This is a genomic window from Mesorhizobium sp. WSM4850 (assembly GCF_055811735.1).
The window spans coordinates 308,627-326,623 of sequence record NZ_JBVVPV010000002.1; the positions used below are offsets into that span (position 1 = coordinate 308,627).

19 protein-coding genes and 2 pseudogenes are annotated in these 17,997 nt (G+C 63.9%); 14 read left to right on the top strand and 7 right to left on the bottom strand.

Annotated elements, in window-relative coordinates; translation table 11 throughout:
* Positions 1–99: 99 nt before the first annotated feature.
* A pseudogene (locus tag AC0L2Z_RS04515) lies at positions 100–246 on the top strand (HlyD family type I secretion periplasmic adaptor subunit); the annotation flags it as partial.
* Positions 236–874 carry a ribbon-helix-helix domain-containing protein gene (locus tag AC0L2Z_RS04520; protein WP_027152091.1) on the top strand — a complete coding sequence of 213 codons (639 nt, stop codon included), beginning with the start codon at positions 236–238 and terminating at the stop codon, positions 872–874. The pseudogene AC0L2Z_RS04515 and the gene AC0L2Z_RS04520, both read left to right, overlap by 11 nt.
* Before the next feature lie 59 nt (positions 875–933).
* On the opposite strand, the gene AC0L2Z_RS04525 is transcribed toward AC0L2Z_RS04520, so the two are convergent.
* Positions 934–1,827 (bottom strand): LysR family transcriptional regulator, encoded by an 894-nt coding sequence (locus AC0L2Z_RS04525; protein WP_473626868.1) that lies wholly within the window; start codon positions 1,825–1,827, stop codon positions 934–936.
* A 342-nt stretch (positions 1,828–2,169) separates the two neighbouring features.
* On the opposite strand from AC0L2Z_RS04525, the gene AC0L2Z_RS04530 reads away from it, so the two are divergent.
* The 7 genes and pseudogenes from AC0L2Z_RS04530 to AC0L2Z_RS04560 all read left to right on the top strand — a co-directional run bounded on the left by AC0L2Z_RS04530 (position 2,170) and on the right by AC0L2Z_RS04560 (position 8,555).
* Entirely contained in the window at positions 2,170–2,808 is a 639-nt protein-coding gene (locus AC0L2Z_RS04530) for a (2Fe-2S)-binding protein (protein WP_023796970.1), read from the top strand.
* A gap of 3 nt (positions 2,809–2,811) precedes the next feature.
* Positions 2,812–3,810 (top strand): FAD binding domain-containing protein, encoded by a 999-nt coding sequence (locus AC0L2Z_RS04535; RefSeq protein ID WP_473626869.1) that lies wholly within the window; start codon positions 2,812–2,814, stop codon positions 3,808–3,810.
* Complete coding sequence (locus AC0L2Z_RS04540; protein WP_473626870.1) at positions 3,807–5,924, top strand: xanthine dehydrogenase family protein molybdopterin-binding subunit; 2,118 nt, start codon at positions 3,807–3,809, stop codon at positions 5,922–5,924. Before AC0L2Z_RS04535 ends, AC0L2Z_RS04540 begins: the two co-directional genes overlap by 4 nt.
* Positions 5,925–6,061: 137 nt before the next feature.
* Positions 6,062–6,457 (top strand): (R)-mandelonitrile lyase, encoded by a 396-nt coding sequence (locus AC0L2Z_RS04545; RefSeq protein ID WP_473626871.1) that lies wholly within the window; start codon positions 6,062–6,064, stop codon positions 6,455–6,457.
* A gap of 303 nt (positions 6,458–6,760) precedes the next feature.
* A complete protein-coding gene (locus tag AC0L2Z_RS04550; RefSeq protein ID WP_473626872.1) occupies positions 6,761–7,483 on the top strand; it encodes an SDR family NAD(P)-dependent oxidoreductase in 723 nt (240 codons plus the stop codon).
* 62 nt (positions 7,484–7,545) lie between these two features.
* A pseudogene (locus AC0L2Z_RS04555) lies at positions 7,546–7,629 on the top strand (hypothetical protein); the annotation flags it as partial.
* An 89-nt stretch (positions 7,630–7,718) separates the two neighbouring features.
* Positions 7,719–8,555, top strand: a complete 837-nt coding sequence (locus AC0L2Z_RS04560) for an S-adenosylmethionine:tRNA ribosyltransferase-isomerase (RefSeq protein WP_473626873.1) — start codon at positions 7,719–7,721, stop codon at positions 8,553–8,555.
* Between the two features lie 355 nt (positions 8,556–8,910).
* Here AC0L2Z_RS04560 and AC0L2Z_RS04565 read toward each other — a convergent pair whose 3' ends face one another.
* From AC0L2Z_RS04565 to AC0L2Z_RS04575, 3 genes are all read right to left on the bottom strand, one after another.
* On the bottom strand, positions 8,911–10,656 hold the full coding sequence (locus tag AC0L2Z_RS04565) for an adenylate/guanylate cyclase domain-containing protein (protein ID WP_473626875.1): 1,746 nt from the start codon (positions 10,654–10,656) through the stop codon (positions 8,911–8,913).
* Positions 10,657–11,130: 474 nt separating this feature from the next.
* Entirely contained in the window at positions 11,131–11,259 is a 129-nt protein-coding gene (locus AC0L2Z_RS04570; RefSeq protein WP_023796963.1) for a hypothetical protein, read from the bottom strand.
* Between the two features lie 54 nt (positions 11,260–11,313).
* Complete coding sequence (locus tag AC0L2Z_RS04575; RefSeq protein WP_473626877.1) at positions 11,314–12,285, bottom strand: quinone oxidoreductase family protein; 972 nt, start codon at positions 12,283–12,285, stop codon at positions 11,314–11,316.
* A gap of 338 nt (positions 12,286–12,623) precedes the next feature.
* Between AC0L2Z_RS04575 and AC0L2Z_RS04580 the strand changes: the two genes are divergently transcribed.
* Together AC0L2Z_RS04580 and AC0L2Z_RS04585 are read left to right on the top strand one after the other, a co-directional pair.
* Entirely contained in the window at positions 12,624–13,016 is a 393-nt protein-coding gene (locus tag AC0L2Z_RS04580; protein WP_473626878.1) for a winged helix-turn-helix transcriptional regulator, read from the top strand.
* 267 nt (positions 13,017–13,283) lie between these two features.
* Complete coding sequence (locus AC0L2Z_RS04585) at positions 13,284–13,550, top strand: hypothetical protein (RefSeq protein ID WP_245277571.1); 267 nt, start codon at positions 13,284–13,286, stop codon at positions 13,548–13,550.
* 148 nt (positions 13,551–13,698) lie between these two features.
* Here AC0L2Z_RS04585 and AC0L2Z_RS04590 read toward each other — a convergent pair whose 3' ends face one another.
* Positions 13,699–13,944, bottom strand: coding sequence for a DUF1127 domain-containing protein (locus AC0L2Z_RS04590; RefSeq protein ID WP_287171490.1), 246 nt, complete (start codon positions 13,942–13,944; stop codon positions 13,699–13,701).
* 134 nt (positions 13,945–14,078) lie between these two features.
* On the opposite strand from AC0L2Z_RS04590, the gene AC0L2Z_RS04595 reads away from it, so the two are divergent.
* Positions 14,079–15,596 (top strand): winged helix-turn-helix domain-containing tetratricopeptide repeat protein, encoded by a 1,518-nt coding sequence (locus AC0L2Z_RS04595; protein ID WP_023796959.1) that lies wholly within the window; start codon positions 14,079–14,081, stop codon positions 15,594–15,596.
* Positions 15,597–15,635: 39 nt separating this feature from the next.
* Here AC0L2Z_RS04595 and AC0L2Z_RS04600 read toward each other — a convergent pair whose 3' ends face one another.
* Complete coding sequence (locus AC0L2Z_RS04600) at positions 15,636–16,028, bottom strand: GFA family protein (RefSeq protein WP_023796958.1); 393 nt, start codon at positions 16,026–16,028, stop codon at positions 15,636–15,638.
* 235 nt (positions 16,029–16,263) lie between these two features.
* On the opposite strand from AC0L2Z_RS04600, the gene AC0L2Z_RS04605 reads away from it, so the two are divergent.
* Positions 16,264–16,872 carry an ArsR/SmtB family transcription factor gene (locus AC0L2Z_RS04605; RefSeq protein ID WP_473531357.1) on the top strand — a complete coding sequence of 203 codons (609 nt, stop codon included), beginning with the start codon at positions 16,264–16,266 and terminating at the stop codon, positions 16,870–16,872.
* On the top strand, positions 16,863–16,988 hold the full coding sequence (locus tag AC0L2Z_RS04610; RefSeq protein WP_473531358.1) for a hypothetical protein: 126 nt from the start codon (positions 16,863–16,865) through the stop codon (positions 16,986–16,988). The genes AC0L2Z_RS04605 and AC0L2Z_RS04610 overlap by 10 nt, the downstream gene beginning before the upstream one ends.
* On the opposite strand, the gene AC0L2Z_RS04615 is transcribed toward AC0L2Z_RS04610, so the two are convergent.
* Positions 16,983–17,939, bottom strand: coding sequence for a LysR family transcriptional regulator (locus tag AC0L2Z_RS04615; RefSeq protein WP_473626880.1), 957 nt, complete (start codon positions 17,937–17,939; stop codon positions 16,983–16,985). The genes AC0L2Z_RS04610 and AC0L2Z_RS04615 overlap by 6 nt on opposite strands.
* Positions 17,940–17,997: the final 58 nt, after the last annotated feature.

Below are 17,997 nucleotides of genomic sequence, written 5' to 3' on the forward strand. Positions count from 1 at the left end.
TAAAAAGTACCGGGCAGAAGCGTGGGTGGGGTAGAAACGAATACGATAATCAAAGTGGCCATTGGCAAGCGCCTTGGCCTCCTGATCACATTTGCGATTTCGACGATCGAACGGGATGGCGAGGCTTATCCGATCATCCCGGGCGTGATCTGCTCTGTCGACATCAAGACCAGACGCAAGACGATCCTGAGTTCCCTTTTGAAGCCGATCAACAAGGCGCGTCAGGAGGCCATGAGTGAGCGCTAGCGCCACCTCTCCCTCCACCAATACCGATCAGCGACTCCTGCCGCTCGCCAAGGAGGATTTTGGCTTGGAATTTCGAGTTGTGGCGCGTGGCGGAACACGCCGCGGGATCCGTCTGGAGCGGGCTTTTTGGATATCGCTGAAGCAGATGGCTGAGAGCCGGAAGTGCACGATCGGCATGCTCATAGATGAGATAGCCGGAGTTCAGGCACAGAGTGGCAATCTGACATCGGCGATCCGGGTAGCCTGCATACGCGGACAGGCGAAGGAAAACGTGACGTTGAGTAAGCTCGCGTCAATAACGACAATCAACGCCATACTGGTTGCCTGCCCCTCGCCTGCATTTGCCTTGACGTCATCGAAGAAGATCCTGACTTTCAATGTTCCGTTCCAGCAATTGGTGAAGCGCCAACTGCCTTCCGGACCAAAGGACGATGCGCGGCACGACCTCAAGCTGGCGTTGGACCTCAATGTCGCCGACATTTTTGCGCGCCTCGACATCAACGGTGAAACGCCGGTCACCAGCGGATTTGTCCTCGGCACGGGCGAACGTCGGTACCGTGGTCAATTGAACGTCGTGCGGGCGCCGGTGATCGAGCCGGAGCTGCTGATGGCGTTCGTCTTCGGCTGACCGGTTCCGGCGGTACTGAACGGTCAATCCTGGCCGAAGACGCTTCGCACTGCATTGCCTCAACCCGAGAAGCGGAGCGCATCGACGAGCAGGGCGAAAGCCGGCGACGCTTGGCGACGGCTTGGATAGTAGAGGTGATATCCCGGCCAGGGCGGTGACCACTCATCCAGCACCCGCATCAGGCGGCCGCTTTCCAGATGACGCTCCGCGACATCCTCCGGCACATAGGCGAGGCCGAAACCAGCCAGCGCCGCCTCGAGAATCTCGAGGGTGCCATTGAGGACAATCTGGCCGTCCACCCGCACCTTCAGCTCGCGACCATCGCGCTCGAAATCCCAGGCCCAAAGCCCGCCATTGATGGAAAAGCGCTGGTTGATGCAAACGTGGTCGGTCAGCTCCTGCGGCGTCGTTGGCGGCGGCCGCCTGGCGAAATACGACTTCGTCCCGACGACGGCGAAGCGGATGTCCGGTCCGACGCGCACCGCGATCATGTCTTTTGCAACACGCTCTCCCATTCGCACGCCCGCGTCGAACCGTTCGGCAGCAATATCCGTCAGTGCGTTGTCGAGGAAGACCTCGACGGTGACGTCGGGATAGTCCGGCAGGAGCTTCGCCAGCTTCGGCCAGATGACGGCGTTGAACGCGTGATCGCTTGCCGTGAGGCGAATGGTGCCGGCGGGCTTCTCCCGCAATTCGCTCAACGCCTCGACCTCGGCCTCGATCTCCTCAAAGCGCGGGCCGATATTGCGCAGCAGCCGCTCGCCGGCCTCTGTAGGCGAAACGCTTCGGGTCGTTCTCGTCAGCAGCCGAATGCCCAGCCGCTCTTCCAGATCGCGGACCGTGTGGCTGAGCGTGGACTGCGAAATTCCGAGCTGCGCAGCGGCGCGCGTGAAGCTGCCCTCCCGCGCAACCGCCAGAAAGGCCAGAAGCATATCGAGTCGTCCGCGCTGCATTTATGGTTCCGCCCCATAAGTTTGGGCGGATTATACGGACTAATCGAGCGAACTGCACACACTCAATCGATCGCGATTGCCGAGAGCACCGCAAATTTCCCGGACGGTGGCGCGAACCCGTCTGAGCAATGACGATGAAGGAAGAACCGGCGGCAGTTCATTCGCGTCGCTGCCATTCATGGCCCCGACCGATAGGTCCTATCGGGGAGCGGGCGCTAATCAAGGCGCCTCAAGCGCCCTAAGCTTTTAGCGTCGCACACGCACCCAGCGTGTCTTCGGGCCGGGGGCCATCCATATCTTGGGCCGCGAATTTGGCGGATCATCACGAAAGCGACAATCGACATGTCTGATAGCCAAAGAACTTCGACAGCCAGTTCGGACATAACGCGCCGGGAGCTCATGCAAGCGGCTGCTGTGACTGGCGGTGCTCTTTTAGGAGAACAATTCGTGCCCGGAGCTATATCTCCGGCGCTGGCACAGGCTGCCGGCGCCGCGACGGTGCCGCTCGATGTGTCGCTGCGCATCAACGGGACGGAGCACCGGCTTTCGCTCGACCCGCGCACGACGCTGCTGGATGCGCTGCGCGAGCACCTGCATCTGACGGGCTCGAAGAAGGGCTGCGGCCTCGGCCAATGCGGCGCCTGCACGGTGTTGATGGATGGCATGCGCGTGAAGGCGTGCCTCTCGCTCGCGGCGCTCGCTCAGGGCCGCGAAATCAAAACCATCGAAGGATTGGCGCAGGGCGATGAGCTCCATCCGTTGCAGGCGTCCTTCATCGAGCGCGATGCCTTCCAGTGCGGCTATTGCACGTCGGGGCAGATCATGGCCGGCGTCGCCTGCATCAGCGAAGGCCATGCCGGGTCGCCGGAGGAGATCCGCGAATGGATGAGCGGCAATCTGTGCCGTTGCGGCGCCTACGACCATATCGTCGCGGCCATCCAGGACGCGGCTGCCGTGTCCAACTCGACGCAGGAGGGCTGAGCCATGCATCCCTTTGTGCTCGAACGTCCGCGGGATCTCTCTGCCGCACTCAGCTTCGGCGCTCAAGCCGGCCGCAATGATGCGCCGGTCGAATACATCGCCGGCGGCACCGACATGGTGCAGCTTCTGCAGGAGAATGTCCGCCGACCGGATCGGCTTGTGAGCCTCGCGGGAGTTCTCGACGACGGCATCGAGATCGGTCCGCAAGGCCTGAGGCTTGGCGCCGCCGCCACGATGGCGGAGGTGGCCGCCCATCAAGCTGTGGTCGAGCAGTTCCCTCTGATATCCCAGGCGCTGCTGAATTCGGCGAGCCCGCAGGTCCGCAACCAGGCGACCATGGGCGGCAATCTGCTTCAGCGCACACGCTGTCCCTACTTTCGCGATGTCGGCTACGAGGCATGCAACAAGCGCGTGCCTGGCTCCGGCTGCGCCGCATTGGACGGCGAGAACCGCTGGCACGCAGTGCTCGGCACGAGCGACAACTGTATCGCCGTTCACCCGTCGGACCTCGCGGTTGCCCTGGTGGCGCTCGATGCGTCGGTCGAGCTCCGAGGAGCTGGCGGTGACCGTTCCGTGCCGCTCTCCGATCTCCATCGCCTTCCCCGCGATACGCCGCACCTCGAAACCGTCCTGAAACCGGGCGAAGTGATCACCGCGATCACGGTCCCGGCCAGGGCGGCAGGACTGCGGTCTCACTATCTCAAAGTACGCGATCGCGCCTCCTTCGAGTTCGCCGTGGTCTCGGCCGCAGTCGCAATCGAGACGGACGGCGCTCGCATCCGGCAGGCCCGCGTAGCGCTCGGCGGCGTTGGAACGAAACCCTGGCGCCTGTCGAACGTCGAGACCGCTCTCGCCGGCGCCGACTTCGAGCCAGCGGTGCTCCGCCAGGCGGCGGCGCTCGCATTAGACGGCACACGGGGTCGCGGCCACAACGGTTTCAAGATCGAACTCATGCAGCGCGCCATCGTGCGTGCGGTCGAAATCGCGGGAGCACGCGCATGACTGCTGCCTTGATCGGAAAATCCGTCAGCCGCGTCGATGGCCGCCTGAAAGTTACCGGCGCCGCGACTTATGCCGCCGAGTTTGAGGTACCCAACCTCGCCCATGCCGCCGTCGTCAGGAGCATTGTCGCGAACGGCCGCATTGCATCCATCGACACGGCGGAGGCCGAACGGGCGCCCGGCGTAATCGCGGTTGTGACGCACAGCAACACGCCCAGGCTCGCCTACCAGCGGCACAAAGGCCTCCCGGACGCAGCCGTTGGCGAGCGCCTGCATGTGCTGCAGGACGACCGAGTGACTCACCAGGGCCAGCCGATCGCGCTGGTGGTCGCCGAGACGCTTGAACAGGCGGTTTACGCGGCGGAGGTCGTGCGGGTTACCTACCGGCACGAAGCGGCGTCCACCGACATGGAAAGCGTCGATCCAGTTCTGCCTACCGGGAAACCGGCGGAGTGGGAGATACGGCGAGGCGAACCCGACAGCGCCTTCGAACAAGCGGAATTCCGGGTCGACCAGACCTATGTGATCCCGCGCGAGAACCACAATCCGATAGAGATGTTCGCCACCATTGCCTCATGGCAGGGCGACAGCCTGACCCTGTGGGACAAGACACAATGGGTGCACAACGTCGCCGAGGAGATCGCCGCCGTGTTCGGCATCGCTGCCGAGAACGTCCGTGTCATCTCGCCCTTCGTCGGCGGCGCGTTTGGTTCGGCGCTGCGCTGCTGGCCGCATGTCACGCTCGCCGCGCTGGGCGCCCGTGTAGCCGGACGGCCAGTCAAGCTGGTGCTGTCGCGGCGCGAAATGTATTACGGCGTCGGCTACCGTCCTCACACGGCGCAGCGGGCCGCGCTTGGCGCCTCCCGTGACGGCCAGCTCCAGGCCATCCGGCACGAGGGCCACCAGGAGACCTCGACCTACGAGGAGTTCACCGAGGCGCTGCTCAGCGCGACCCGGTTCCTGCACTCCTGCCCGAACGTCCACACGCGCCATCGCATCGCGCCGATGAACGTCCACACGCCGACCTACATGCGCGCGCCCGGTGAGGCGAGCGGCATGTATGCCCTCGAATCGGCCATGGACGAGTTGGCGGTCGCGCTGAACATGGATCCCGTCGAACTGCGGTTGCGCAACGAGCCGGACCGGGACGAATTCAAGGACCTCCCGTTCTCGAGCCGTTCGACCAGGGAATGCTACCGGGCCGCCGCCGAGCGTTTCGGGTGGGCACAAAGGAACGCCGCGCCGCGCTCCATGCGCGACGGGCGCTCGCTGATTGGCTGGGGCATGGCCAGCGCCACCTATCCGATGAACTATGCACCCGCCTCGGCCATGGCCCGGCTCTTGCCGGACGGCACTGCCGAAGTGATGAGCGCAGCGAGCGACATGGGACCCGGCACATGGACATCGATGACGCAGGTCGCGGCGGACACGCTGGGCCTGCCGATCGAGCGGGTCAAGTTCACGCTTGGCGACACCCGCCTGCCGCGCGCCCCTATCCACGGCGGTTCCATGACCATGGCGAGCGTCGGCAGTGCGGTGCAGGCGGCTTGCCGCAAGGCGCTCGACGACGCGCTGGCACGCGCCGGCGCCAACGAAATTGAAGAGGCCATGAAGCGTCTCGGCCAAGTCATCGAGGCAACCGCCGACGTCGCTCCCGGAGATGAGACGAAGCGGTTTTCCATGCACGCCTTTGGCGCCGTGTTCGTGGAGGTGGCCGTCGATCCCGATCTCGGCGAGACGCGCGTGCGGCGCATGGTCGGCGCCTATGGCGCCGGCCGCGTCGTCAACCCGAAGATCGCGCGCAGCCAGTGCATCGGCGGCATGATCGGCGGCATCGGCATGGCCCTCATGGAGCACTCGGTTGTCGACCCCCGCAACGGGCGCGTCATCAATGCCAATCTCGCCGAATACGCCGTGCCGGTGCACGCCGACGCCCCGCCTGTCATGGACGTGATATTCGTCGACGAGCACGACCCGCACGTGAACCCGCTCGGCGTGAAAGGCCTCGGCGAGATCGCGCTGGTCGGCGTCGCGCCAGCGATCGCCAATGCCATTTTCCACGCTACCGGAAAGCGCGTCCGCGAACTGCCGATCACGCCGGACAAGCTGCTCTGATCCACCTCGTCGAAAACGAAGGGGCTTGAGACATGATCATCACCCGCAGAGACGTCCTTGCCGCGACGAGTGCTTTCGCCGCCGTGGCTGCAGCAGGCCAGGTTGGCGCAGCTTCTGTCCAAGGAAGGAATGAGACAATGAAGATCACGCGAGTTGGATCACAGCCGTCCGGCCCCGGGCCGGCCGATTACTTTACCGGGACCGTGCGCATCGATCCGCTCTTCCAGGCGCCCGAGCCGGCGCGCGTCGGTGGCGCCAGCGTCACGTTCGAGCCTGGCGCCCGCACCGCCTGGCACACGCACCCACTCGGCCAGACGCTGATCGTCACGGCCGGTCTCGGCCGGGTCCAGCGCGAAGGCGCGCCAGTAGAAGAAATCCGGCCAGGTGACGTCGTCTGGATTCCGCCTGGCGTGAAGCATTGGCACGGCGCGTCTGCGACCACGGCGATGACCCATCTCGCTATCCAGGAATCGCTTGATGGCAAGCCGGTCGAATGGCTGGAGAAAGTCAGCGACGAACAATACCGCAGCTGATCGCTGGCGGCACCCGGCGTCTCGCGCCGCCTCGGCATCGAACGCGCCAGCGACCGCGGGGGCGTCCGAGCGCGGCTCTCCCTTCTCCCCTTGTGGGAGAAGGTGGCCGCGAAGCGGCCGGATGAGGGGTGTTCCAGCTTGGCGCCGCCGCACTCCGTCCAACACCCCTCAACCGTCTTGGCGCTGCGCGCCAATCCACCTTCTCCCACAAGGGGAGAAGGAAAGATCCACGCAATGAACGCTTGACCTCAAGTTAACTTGAGCTTGTAGCATTGGCTTGCACGGATGGAAGGAGCATCGGCAATGCTGACGAATATGGAATTCCACGGTCTTCGCGTAGCGGTCACGGGTGGCACGTCCGGCCTCGGGCTGGCGCTTGTGCGGCAGCTCGCCGCGCGCGGTGCGAGCGTCGCATTCGTCGCACGCACTGCCGCAAACGTCGAGCGCATTGCTGACGAGACGGGCGCGCACGGCATTGTCGGCGACCTCGGCAAGAAGCACGACATCTACCCGATCGCGTTGCAGGTCACCGCCAGCCTCGGCGGGCTCGACGTCCTTATCAACAATGCATCGAGCCTCGGGCCGGTGCCTCTTGCGCTGCTCGCCGACACCGAGTGCGAGGATCTGGAAAAAGCGCTTGCGGTCAATCTCGTCGGCGCGTTTCGCCTGACCAAAGGGCTGTTCGGTGCGCTTGCCACGTCGGCGCGCGAGGGCCGTGGCGCGCTGGTGATCAACATCTCCAGCGACGCGGCGATGAACGCCTATCCTGGCTGGGGCGCGTATGGCGCGAGCAAGGCCGCTCTTGCCCATCTGACGGCGATCTGGGACGAGGAGGCGAAAGACGATGGCATAAGGTTCCTCGCGCTCGACCCCGGCGATATGGACACCCCGCTGCACGCGCTGGCGCTTCCTGATGCCGATCCGGCCACCTTGAAGCACCCCGATCTGGCAGCTGCCGAGATCATTGAAAAACTGCTTGACGCGTTGCCGGCTGGCGCAGCGCCACGCGCCGTGGCACGTGGATGATTGCCGCCGACCATCCGGATCGGCGCTCCGCCAGGCTGTTGGTCGTCATGGCGGACGGCGCGATGACCGACCTGCCGCGCGCTGACCTCGCGAAGCTGTTCGAGCCCGACGACCTGGTCGTCGCCAATGACGCCGCGACCTTGCCTGCCAGCTTGCACGGCACGCATGTCCCCAGCAGTGAAGCGATCGAGATCCGCCTGGCGGGCTGGCTGCACTTGCCGATCCAACGCGTTTCGTGGCGATTGCCTTCGGCGCGGGCGATCACCGCACGCGCACCGAAGATCGGCTGCCTGCGCCTCCACTGTCAGCGGGCAATCGCCTCCGGCTCGGCCCGCTTGAAGCCGTTGTGGAGCGCCTTCTCAACCATCCCCGCCTTCTCGAGCTGCGCTTCTTGGGCAACCGCGCAGCTGTGCTTGCAGGACTGGCGCAGCACGGCCGGCCGATCCAATACGCGCATGTTCCCGAGCCGTTGGCACTTTGGGATGTTTGGACGAAGATTGCCGCCCGGCCGATCGCGTTCGAGGCGCCATCGGCAGGCTTTGCGCTCGACTGGCGCACGCTTCAAAGCTGGCGGCGGCACGAAATCGGCTTCGCAACGCTCACGCATGCCACGGGCATTTCCTCCACCGGGGATCACGCGCTCGACTCGCGACTTCCCTTCGACGAGCCATACCGCATCCCCGAGCACACCGCGGCGCAGGTCGCGCGGGCGAAGCTGCGCGGCAGCCGCATCATCGCGGTCGGCACAAGCGTCGTGCGCGCGCTTGAGGCGGCCGCCAATCCCGATGGCAGCTTGCGTGCAGGAAGTGGCATTGCGACGGGCCGCGTCGCGCGGGGCACGCCGCTTCGCGTCGTCGATGCGATTCTCACAGGCGTCCACCAGCCGGGCGAAAGCCATTTCGAGCTCCTGCGCGCCTTTGCCGACGATGCTCTGCTCGCCAACGCCTCCGCAGCCTTCGCCGCGCACCGATACCGCGCGCATGAATTCGGCGATTCCATGCTGCTCAATCGGCAACTGCTGAATCGATCGCACGAACCGAACCGTGCGCGAGACGCAGCCTCTCCTCTATAGGCGATCCGAGATCTTGGTTTTCCAGGGCTTCCGGAAAACAATGTTTTGACGAATCGGGGTCAGGAGTCCGAATCTCTTCGGGCGCGCCAATCGGATGTACATTCCAAAATCGTGTCGCGACGTTCAGTTCTGACCCAACGGCGACTTTTGTCTGGACCGCCGGTAGGTCTCGTCAGGGTGAAAACCGGAGTTCGACGCGAACCCAACAGAGAGCTGCTGCTCACGGCTGCTCTACGCGCTCAGTCCTCGGACAAGCCGGCCAGAGAACTGTCCTTCCAGAAGCGACGCGGGATCAAGGGACGTCGCCTAGCCGGACGTGACGCGCAGGAGGGGGGCATCTTTGCAACCACGACGATCACTCCGGCACGCCGGAGATGCCCAGCGCCTCGACGTAACTCTCGGCGAACACCTTGTCTCGCCACGGGTTGATCTGTCTCTGCAGGGTGAGCGTGTAGGTCGGGAACGCCTCCATCAGCCGCCGCGCCGCCGCCTGCGCCTCATCCAGCCGGTTGAGTTTGACCAGCGCCATGATCACCACCCGGTGCGAGGAGCCGTAGTTCGGCATCTCGTGCAGCGCGCGCTCTCCCCATGCCAACGCTTCTTCGTAGCGCTCGAGCATCAGGTAGCTCATCCCGATGCCGGAGAGCGCGATGCCCTTCTCGGGGTCGACCGGGCTCAGCCGCATTGCCCTGTGAAAATGCTCGATCGCGACGAGCGGGCGGCTGGAATGTGCGTTCACCCAGCCACTGCCCGTATGGCCTTGCGCCGAATTGGGGTTGAGTAGCAGGGATCGTTCGATCGTGCCCAGCGCCATCTCGTAGTCCTTCGCGCTGTAGGCGATCACCTGCGCGGCGAAGCGTAGGCTCGTGGGGTCGTCGCGCGCTTCAGCCAATACCTCGCGCGCCATGCGCGCGGCGACTCGGATATCGTCGGGCTCGTGCCAGCACTGGCTCACGGATATGCTGCGGATATAGGCGCCGAGTGCCTTCGCCAAGTTGAAGCTAGGGTCGATGCTGAGCGCCTCGTTGGTGAGCCGGCGCACGTCGGCAAAGCCTTCGCGCGTCATGCTGTAGAAGAGCGGCAGCGCGCGAAGGTAGAGGTCGTAGGCGCTGATGTAGTCGGTCGGCTTCATGCGCGCCTGCTTGATCTCCTCCAGCCGGATGCTCGGCTCGACGGCGCCGACGACGCTCTCGGTCACCTTGTCCTGCAGGTCGAAGATGTCGCTCACGTCGCCCTCGAAGCGGCCGGCCCAGACATGGTGTCCGCTGATCGCGTCCACCAACTGCCCACTGATGCGCACCCGCGATCCTGCTCTGCGGATGCTGCCTTCGAGCACGTAGCGGACGCCCAGCTCGCGCCCGACCTGGCGCAGGTCCACCGCCCGGCCCTTGTAGGTGAAGGACGAGTTGCGGGCGATCACGAAGAAGGAGTTCACCCGGCTCAATCCCATGATGATGTCCTCCACCAGCCCGTCGGCGAAGTATTCCTGGTCGGGGTCGCCGCTCATGTTGGTGAAAGGCAGAACCGCGATCGAGGGTTTCTCGGGCAGGGGAGGCAGTGCAGCCACCGAGGCGCTGGCGTCGGTCTCGACGCGGTAGGCGCGCACAGGCCGCTCGATGTTCTTGAGGCGCAGGTCGCCGAGCGGCGTGAAGCCGCAGTCGAGCTTGCCCTGAAGGTGGTCGTAGGCGGTGCCCGAGACGACCACGGTGCCGGGATCGGCGATGCTTTCGAGGCGGGCGGCGATGTTGACCCCGTCGCCGTAGAGGTCGCCGTCCTCCTCGCAGACCACGTCGCCGAGATTGACGCCGATGCGGAAGCGAAACCGCTCTTCCTCGGGCGTCTCCGCCTCGTGTTCTGCCAGGGTCTGCTGGATCGCCATCGCCGAGGTCACCGCGTAAACGACGCTCGCGAACTCGCACAGCATGCCGTCGCCGGTGAGCTTGACGATCCGACCCTGGTGCTCGGAGACCAGCGGTTCGAGGAGGTCCTTGCGGTAGATCTTCAGCCGCTCGAGCGTGCCGCGCTCGTCGCGCTCCGTCAGGCGCGAATAGCCGACCACGTCGCAAGCCAGGATCGCTGCGAGGCGGCGCTGCGTGGTCATTGCACCGCTCAGCCAAGCGCCTGCACGCGGGCCGCCCCGCGTCCATGTCCTGCCAACTTCCGGACGCCCTATGTGCATGGTATCCATCTCTCCCAGTCGCCGCCCGTCGCCGATACAGAACGGAGAACGCAGCTGACCTTGCCTTCACGAGACTTCGCTATCCCGCTTGCGAGGCGTGGAGCGTTCCAGTCGCCGCGCTAACAGCCAACCGACGACACGCCCACGCAGCCTCTGGGACGCTGACCACTCCCAGAAGGCCGGAGATATTTCCTGCTCTGTGTAACCGGTTGACGCCACCGTTGCGGTGCTTTGTCACCGCGATGTAACAGCGAGATGCCCTACGAACGCCCGCATCACACCAGACGTTCGCGCTTGGAGGTGCTGAGGTCGGCAAGTGGCGCAAAGCCGCCCCTCCGCTCCGAGAAGTGATCCTAGAAATCTATGGGCGCAGCAACGACATAGCGGTGCCCAGTTTCATCCTCTCCGACGCGCCATTTGCAGCCGATAGTCGGTGACCGCAAACGGCAGCACATTTTTTTGTTTCTGGCAGATCAGCGGCGATCGGCGGATGGGAAAGCGCCAGCACATTTCCATGGCTGTCATAATCCTGTTCCGCCGTCGCAACGCCTGGTGATGTCTGATGGATCCACCCTTTGCTCAACTCACCCGCAAGGCGAGCTTGCCGACGTAGTGGGTGGCAAGCGCTCGGTGCGCATCGACAACCCTGTCGAACGGGAATGTACGGGCGACATGGACGTCGAACGGGCCAGAGTCGATCAGGCGGTTAAGCTTGTCGGTCGCGTCCTTGCTGCGGGCGCCGTTGTAGCGAATGAGCTCCACGCCGCGCCGGACAGTTGGATCGGGCATCGCGCCGTGCGGGCAGGCGACCCGACCGCCGTCGCGCACTGACGTCAGCGCGCGGTTGGCCGCCTCACCGCTTACTGTGACAAGGGCAGCGCCGAGGCCGCCGGCGGCGAATTCACGAGCGGCCGCCACCACGTCGTCCTTGCGCCCGTTGACGATGGCGTCGGCACCCAGCCGCTGCGATAGCGCCACGCCGTCATCGCCCGAAGCCACCACCAATACGCGGGCGCCCAATCGTTTTGCGAGTTGGATGGCCATGTGCCCGATACCGCCGCTGGCGCCGAAGATCATCATTGTATCGCCCTGCTTTAGGCCGCTCTCTTCCAGGCCGCTGAGCGCGGTCAACGCATCCCAGCCCATGACGCCCGCTTGCTCGATCGTGAGCTTGGCGGGGATGAGCGAAACGTTGTCCGCATCCGTCACTGCGTAGGTGGCATAGGTTCCACCATTGGGAAGCGGCATGGATGCAGCGTACACCCGGTCGCCTTCCTTGAAGCGGCTAACCTGGCTGCCAACGGCGACGACTGCGCCCGCGCAGTCCCAGCCGAGCACATAGGGGAATGTCGACGGCATTCCGAAAGCCCCGTCGTAGAGACCCTCACGCTCGAGCGCGTCCCACGAGGCCACGCCCGCCACTTCGACCCGGATTAGGACATCGCTCGGCCCGACCTCGGGCACTGGCACGGCTCGCACAGTAACCAACTCGGCTCCACCGAACCGGTCGATGGCGGCGGCCTGCATTGTATCCGGTTTTGCATTCGTCATGCTTTTTCTCCTGGGAACCTGTTGGTCATGAAACGGCCACCGCTTCCAGCGGTCGTCAATCGAGCCTCGCCGACGTGATTTGCTGTTTTGCGCCGGCGAAGCAGGAGTTCGCTTTTTGTAGGCGTTCCATGATTGGTTGATGATGAAGGCTTGGATCGCCTCCTGGCTCTTCTGCTGTCCTGTCCCGGACGGTCGTGGGATATCCCGCTCCAGGCAGCGCACGGGCGAGTTCCGATCCCATACGTCCAGTGTCCAGGGCACCGATTGCAGGCATCATTCCGACATCCATATTTTGATTGGCGCAACGCTCGGCTCGCTTGTCGTTCCGAGGAAGAGCTATGATTTGGGAAGCGCGACACCAATACGCACGGATGCGTAAGTGGTTACCTGCCGGTAAGGAGGGCAAGGTGAACAAACCCACCGAGAATGGTTTTGCAACCGCGATAAAGATGGTCTCCGGCAAATGGAAGCTGGACATCATCTGCGAACTCGGCGCGACACCACGCAGGTTCGGCCGGCTGCGGCGGTCAATTCCGGCGATCAGCGAAAAGATGCTGACGCAGCAGCTGCGAGAACTCGAGGCAGACGGGCTTGTGAACCGAAAAGTCCATCCGGGTTCTCCGGCGAAGGCCGTCTATTCGTTGACGGAAAGCGGATCGACGCTCTGTGCCGGGGCAGAGGGCTTATGCCGCTGGGGTGAACAGTTCCATTGCTCGGGTAAGCCGGAGTGACCTTCCCCTTGACCAATGACCGGTTGGGTCCGATTTTGGCTGTTCAGCCGGGGCGGCAAGGGCAGTTTATGAAGCGCAAGGCGGACCGCTCCGAGCGGTGATCTCAGAAAAGGCGCAACAACAATATATGAGTTCCCAGTTTCATCCTGTCCGGCGAACTTCTTTGGGCTGGACTGCGGTGCACGCTCTGCATGCCCAGCCGTTGAGTTTCACCTCGATTTGGCTTTGCGTTGCGCCATCTAGCCAAAAATGGAGGCAGCCATGCGTATGAAGTTCCTACTGGTGACATCAGCGACGATGATGGCGACAGTCGTTGCCCACGCGGACAGTCAGTCCTCGAACACAAGCTCGAATAGCTCGTCGAACAACGGCGTTGTGCGTGAGCGGATTGTCGAGACCTACTGTGAAGACGACTATTGTGAGACCTACGTCAAGCGCAGGGTTTACCAGGAGGACCGATCCTCCCGTCGTTACCAGGACTATGATCGTCGCCGCTATCGCGACCGCTACACGGATGATGACGACGACGACTAGGGGAAAAAGGCCGCCCCGCTGACGCACGCGAACGCTCGATTTTGGGACCGGATCGGCGGCCCAGCTTCTCCCACCGTTCCGAAATGCTTTTGGCGCACCAGGGGCGAGGATGACGGTTATCGGCTTCGCGACCTTGCGGCGACGAGGATCATCGTCGCCAGAAGGGCTTGGCGATCTCTGCCTCGACCTGCCGTCTCGTCAGACCGATGTCGTCGATCAAATGGGGATTGTCCTTCGCCATTTGCTCAAGTTCCCAGCGAAAGCGTTTCCGGTCGTCCCACGCCGCGATAATGCTTCTCAGGGTCGCCAGGCTGTGTTGCCGACGCAATATTCCCGCCGGCTCCACCGGCGTTCCCCCTGCCTGATGCGGGGCCGATGCAAGAGTATCGTTCATAGCAACCTCCATAGGTATGAGGTCTAGGGACCTTCGACCTGAAAGAGGCTGAATTCTGCAGGATACGAACAGCGTCGTAATTAAGCTCTGCCAAATAGTTCTCAAAACTTCCAAACGGGCTAAAGATACGCCGCATGCAGGGATCGCGCTTTGCCTTTGGTCCGTTCGTGCTTGATTCCGGTGCGGGAACGCTGCTTCGCAACGATGTCCCCGTTGCCTTAGGCTACCGCGGGCTAAAGCTGCTTGCGGCGCTCGTTGGACGAGCCGGCGAGATCCTCGAGAAGGCCGAGTTGATGGACGCGGCGTGGCCGGGCACGGCCGTCGAGGAAGGCAACCTCACCGTGCAGATCGCGCTGCTGCGAAAGCTGCTTGGCCCGGCCGCCGATGCCGGTAATGGGGGCGGCGAATGGATCGCCACGGTCCCGCGCGTCGGCTACCGCTTCACGGGGGCCGTCGAACAGCTCGGCGCGAAGCGAAAACCTTTGCCGCTGCCCGGCAAGCCATCGATAGCGGTGCTGCCCTTTGTCAATGTCAGCAACGATCCCGAGCAGGAATCCTTCGCGGATGGCTTGACCGAAGACCTGATTACCGACCTGTCTAGGATCTCCGGGCTGTTCGTCATCGCACGCAACTCGGCCTTCGCCTACAAAGGCAAGGCGATGGACGTGCGCGATATCGCGCAGGATCTCGGCGTGCGCTACCTGCTGGAGGGGAGCGCACGACGTGCTGCGGGGCGCGTGCGCATCAACGCCCAATTGGTCGACGCAGTGAGTGGCGACCATTTGTGGGCAGAACGCTTCGATCGCAGCCTGGAAGACATTTTTGCCGTTCAGGACGAGGTCACCGGCAAGATCGTCGAGGCGTTGCTCGGCAGGCTGCGCGCACCGCCGCCGCGCAACCGGCCCAAAAGTCTTGAGGCCTACGATCTCTGCGTGCGGGCGCGCAAGCTGATGGATGACACGCCGCAGACGGCGCGCGAAGCGCATCTGATGCTTACCCGCGCGGTTTCGCTCGATCCGGAATATGCCGAGGCCTATCGCTGGCTTGCCATGAACCACTGGATGGGATGGGTGCATTCCGGCGGACCAACCGAAACGTCCCGTAGCGTTGCGTTGGAACTGGCGCGCAAAGCCGTGGCGATCGATCCGAACGATGCCGGCTGCCGCTGGGTTCTGGCTTACCTGCTTGCCTATGAGCGCAGCTTCGCCGAGGCGGATGCGGAATTCGCCAGGGCGATCGAGCTCGATCCGAACGAGGCCGATGCCTGGGCGGCATTGTCCGACATCGCGGTCCTGGCCGGACGGGTCAAGGAAGGCCTTGAGCACATTCGCAAGGCGTTCCGGTTGAACCCGTTTCCGGCAAGTTGGTACTATCTGACGCTTGGCCAGGCGCAATATGCGGCCGGCCAATACGAAGCGGCTGTCGAAACACTGCGCAGGGACGAGACTTATCGTACAAGCTCGCGCCGCTTCCTGGCGGCAAGCCTTGCCCAACTGGGCCAAGTCGACGAGGCGCGCGCAGAGGCCGAACTGTTCCTCGTCGGCAACCCGCATTTCACCACCCGGCACTGGGCCGCGACGGAGCCATTCCGCGACGCTGTGACGCTCGAGCATTTCGTCGATGGCTTCCGCAAGGCCGGTCTTCCGGAGTGACGTGCCGGCCTCCCAAACGCTTTCGCACCGTTCGTGCGACTATTCCTCAAAGCGACTCGTGGCGTCACGATCGCGCTCGTACCGCCCCGTGAGCGGAAACGGCGGCAACCAGGACTCGCGACGGATTATCCAGCTTTCGTAGGTTGGCATCAGTTGGTCAGGGGCATCCAGTGATCCCAGGTTCACTTCGATTTCGTCTGCGGTGCGTCCGAAAATTGTCGAGCCGCAGCGGGGGCAGAAAAACCGCCCGGCGTAGTCGCGCGTCTCGCCTTCGATCGTCACCGCATCCTGGGGGAACACCGCCGAAGCGTTAAAAAGGGCGCCATGGTGCTTGCGGCAGTCGAGACAATGACAGATGCCGACCCGGTATGGGAGCCCCGACGCCACAATCCGGACGCTGCCGCACAGGCAACTGCCAGTGAATCGGTCCATGCTGCGTCTCCTCCAAAATCAAGCGGTCGCAATGGCTACAACGAACGGCACCGTCATTGCAATTGCCCCGTGCGGGGCCGTCTGCGGGACGCATCGACTTCCGCAGTGGACGATAGCTGGCTCGCTTGCTGCAGCCGCAGCCAGCTGGAAAGTTCGGACGAAGCGGCCCTTTCGCTCTTGACAATTACACTCGTCAACGCGCATTGACAGGAATGATTGTCAATGTGAGGGCTGCATGCTCGATATCGAAGTCATAGATCGGCCGAGCGCGGCCGCCGCCGCGTTGGAGCCCGTTCGGAGTCAACTCCTTTCAGAACTGCGGGAGCCGGCCTCGGCCGCTACCCTCGCCACACGCCTCGGCCTCAAGCGGCAGAAGATCAATTACCACCTGCATGCTCTGGAGGAGCACGGGCTTGTCCAGGTTGCAGACACGCGGAAGTGGGGTGGCCTGACCGAGCGGCTGATGGTGGCGAGCGCCACAAGCTATGTCGTCTCGACGAGCGCGCTGGGTCCGGTCGGCGCCGATCCGAACCGCACCCCGGACCGCCTGTCGGCAAGCTACCTCATCGCACTCGGCGCTCGGCTGGTGCGGGAGATTGGCGCTCTCCAGCGCGCCGCCACCGATGCCGGCAAGCGCCTGGCGACCTTGGCGATCGACACCGAAATCCGCTTCCGCTCCGCCGCCGACCGCGCCTCGTTCACGCGTGAATTGACTGAGGCCATCACCACGCTGGCGGCACGCTATCACGACGAAACCGCGCCGCAGGGACGGTCGCACCGCCTTGTCGTGACGGCGCACCCCTCACCAGCCAATCCGCAAGCAAAGGAGGGTCAATGCCAATAAGAAGAGATGCTGCCGGCAATCGCTCGGTCGAGGCGCAAGTGGACGTCCCCGGTAGCGGAAACGCAATTGTCAATTTCATCCACGCGGGCGGCGCCGAGAAGCTTTCCGAGCTATGATCGCCCGCTGTGGTGCTTCTGCGCAGTCTGCTCCACTCCTGCAAGCAGATCGAAGAGCCATGCCACGCCCGCATCCATCATCGCGACCTTGGGAGCGACGGCGTTGAGCCGGAAGCCGGGCAACGGCAACGGGGCATCGAGGCTCAGCACGCCGAAACGCGCCGCATGCATGGCAACGAACCGCCGCGGCAGGGCCGAGATGAGGTCGGTCTCGGCGATGACGGCAAGCGCGAACATGAAGTTCGGAACCGTCAACGCAACCCGTCGCGCCCGGTCTTGCTTGGCCAGTTGTTCATCGACGAAGCCGTAAGGATCGCCGCTGTCCGAGACGACCAGATGCTGCATGCTGCAGTATCGCTCCAGGCTCGGATCACGCGCGAACGGATGTCCAGGGCGCATGGCAATGACAAAGTCCTCTTCGTAGATGCAGCGCTTTTCGAAGCGAGGCGGGATGTCGTCGGACGGAATGATCGCGATATCGATGGCGTGCGCCTCGAGATCGACAATCGCGCTCCGCCAGACGCGGGCTGGCGAGGGCAAGATCTGACGCACGCCGACGTCGATGTGTGGCGCAATCCGGCTGAGTTCGGCGAGGAGCGGGCGCAGGATCACGGCTGAGACACCGTCCGGTGCGCCGATTGCGAACCGGCGCATGGCCGTGGCGGGATCGAAGGGCGCGGCAGTCGCCATCACGCTGCGCACGCGCGCCAGAACGTCGGCGATCGACGCGGCCAGTTCCGTTGCACGAGCCGTCGGCACCACGCCCTTGGGCGTTCTCAGGAACAGCGGATCGTTGAGGAGCCGGCGCAGCCGGCCGAGTCCGTGACTGACTGCCGATGGCGTCAGGTTAAGCCGGTCCGCCGCCCGGCCCACGTGGCCCTCTCCGAGCACGGCCTCGAAGAGGACGAGGAGATTGAGATCGGTGCGCGAAAGATCAATTTCATTCAGCATAATCCTGAAATCATATCATTGGCTTCAGCAAGATCAACATGCAATTCTGCCGGCTGAG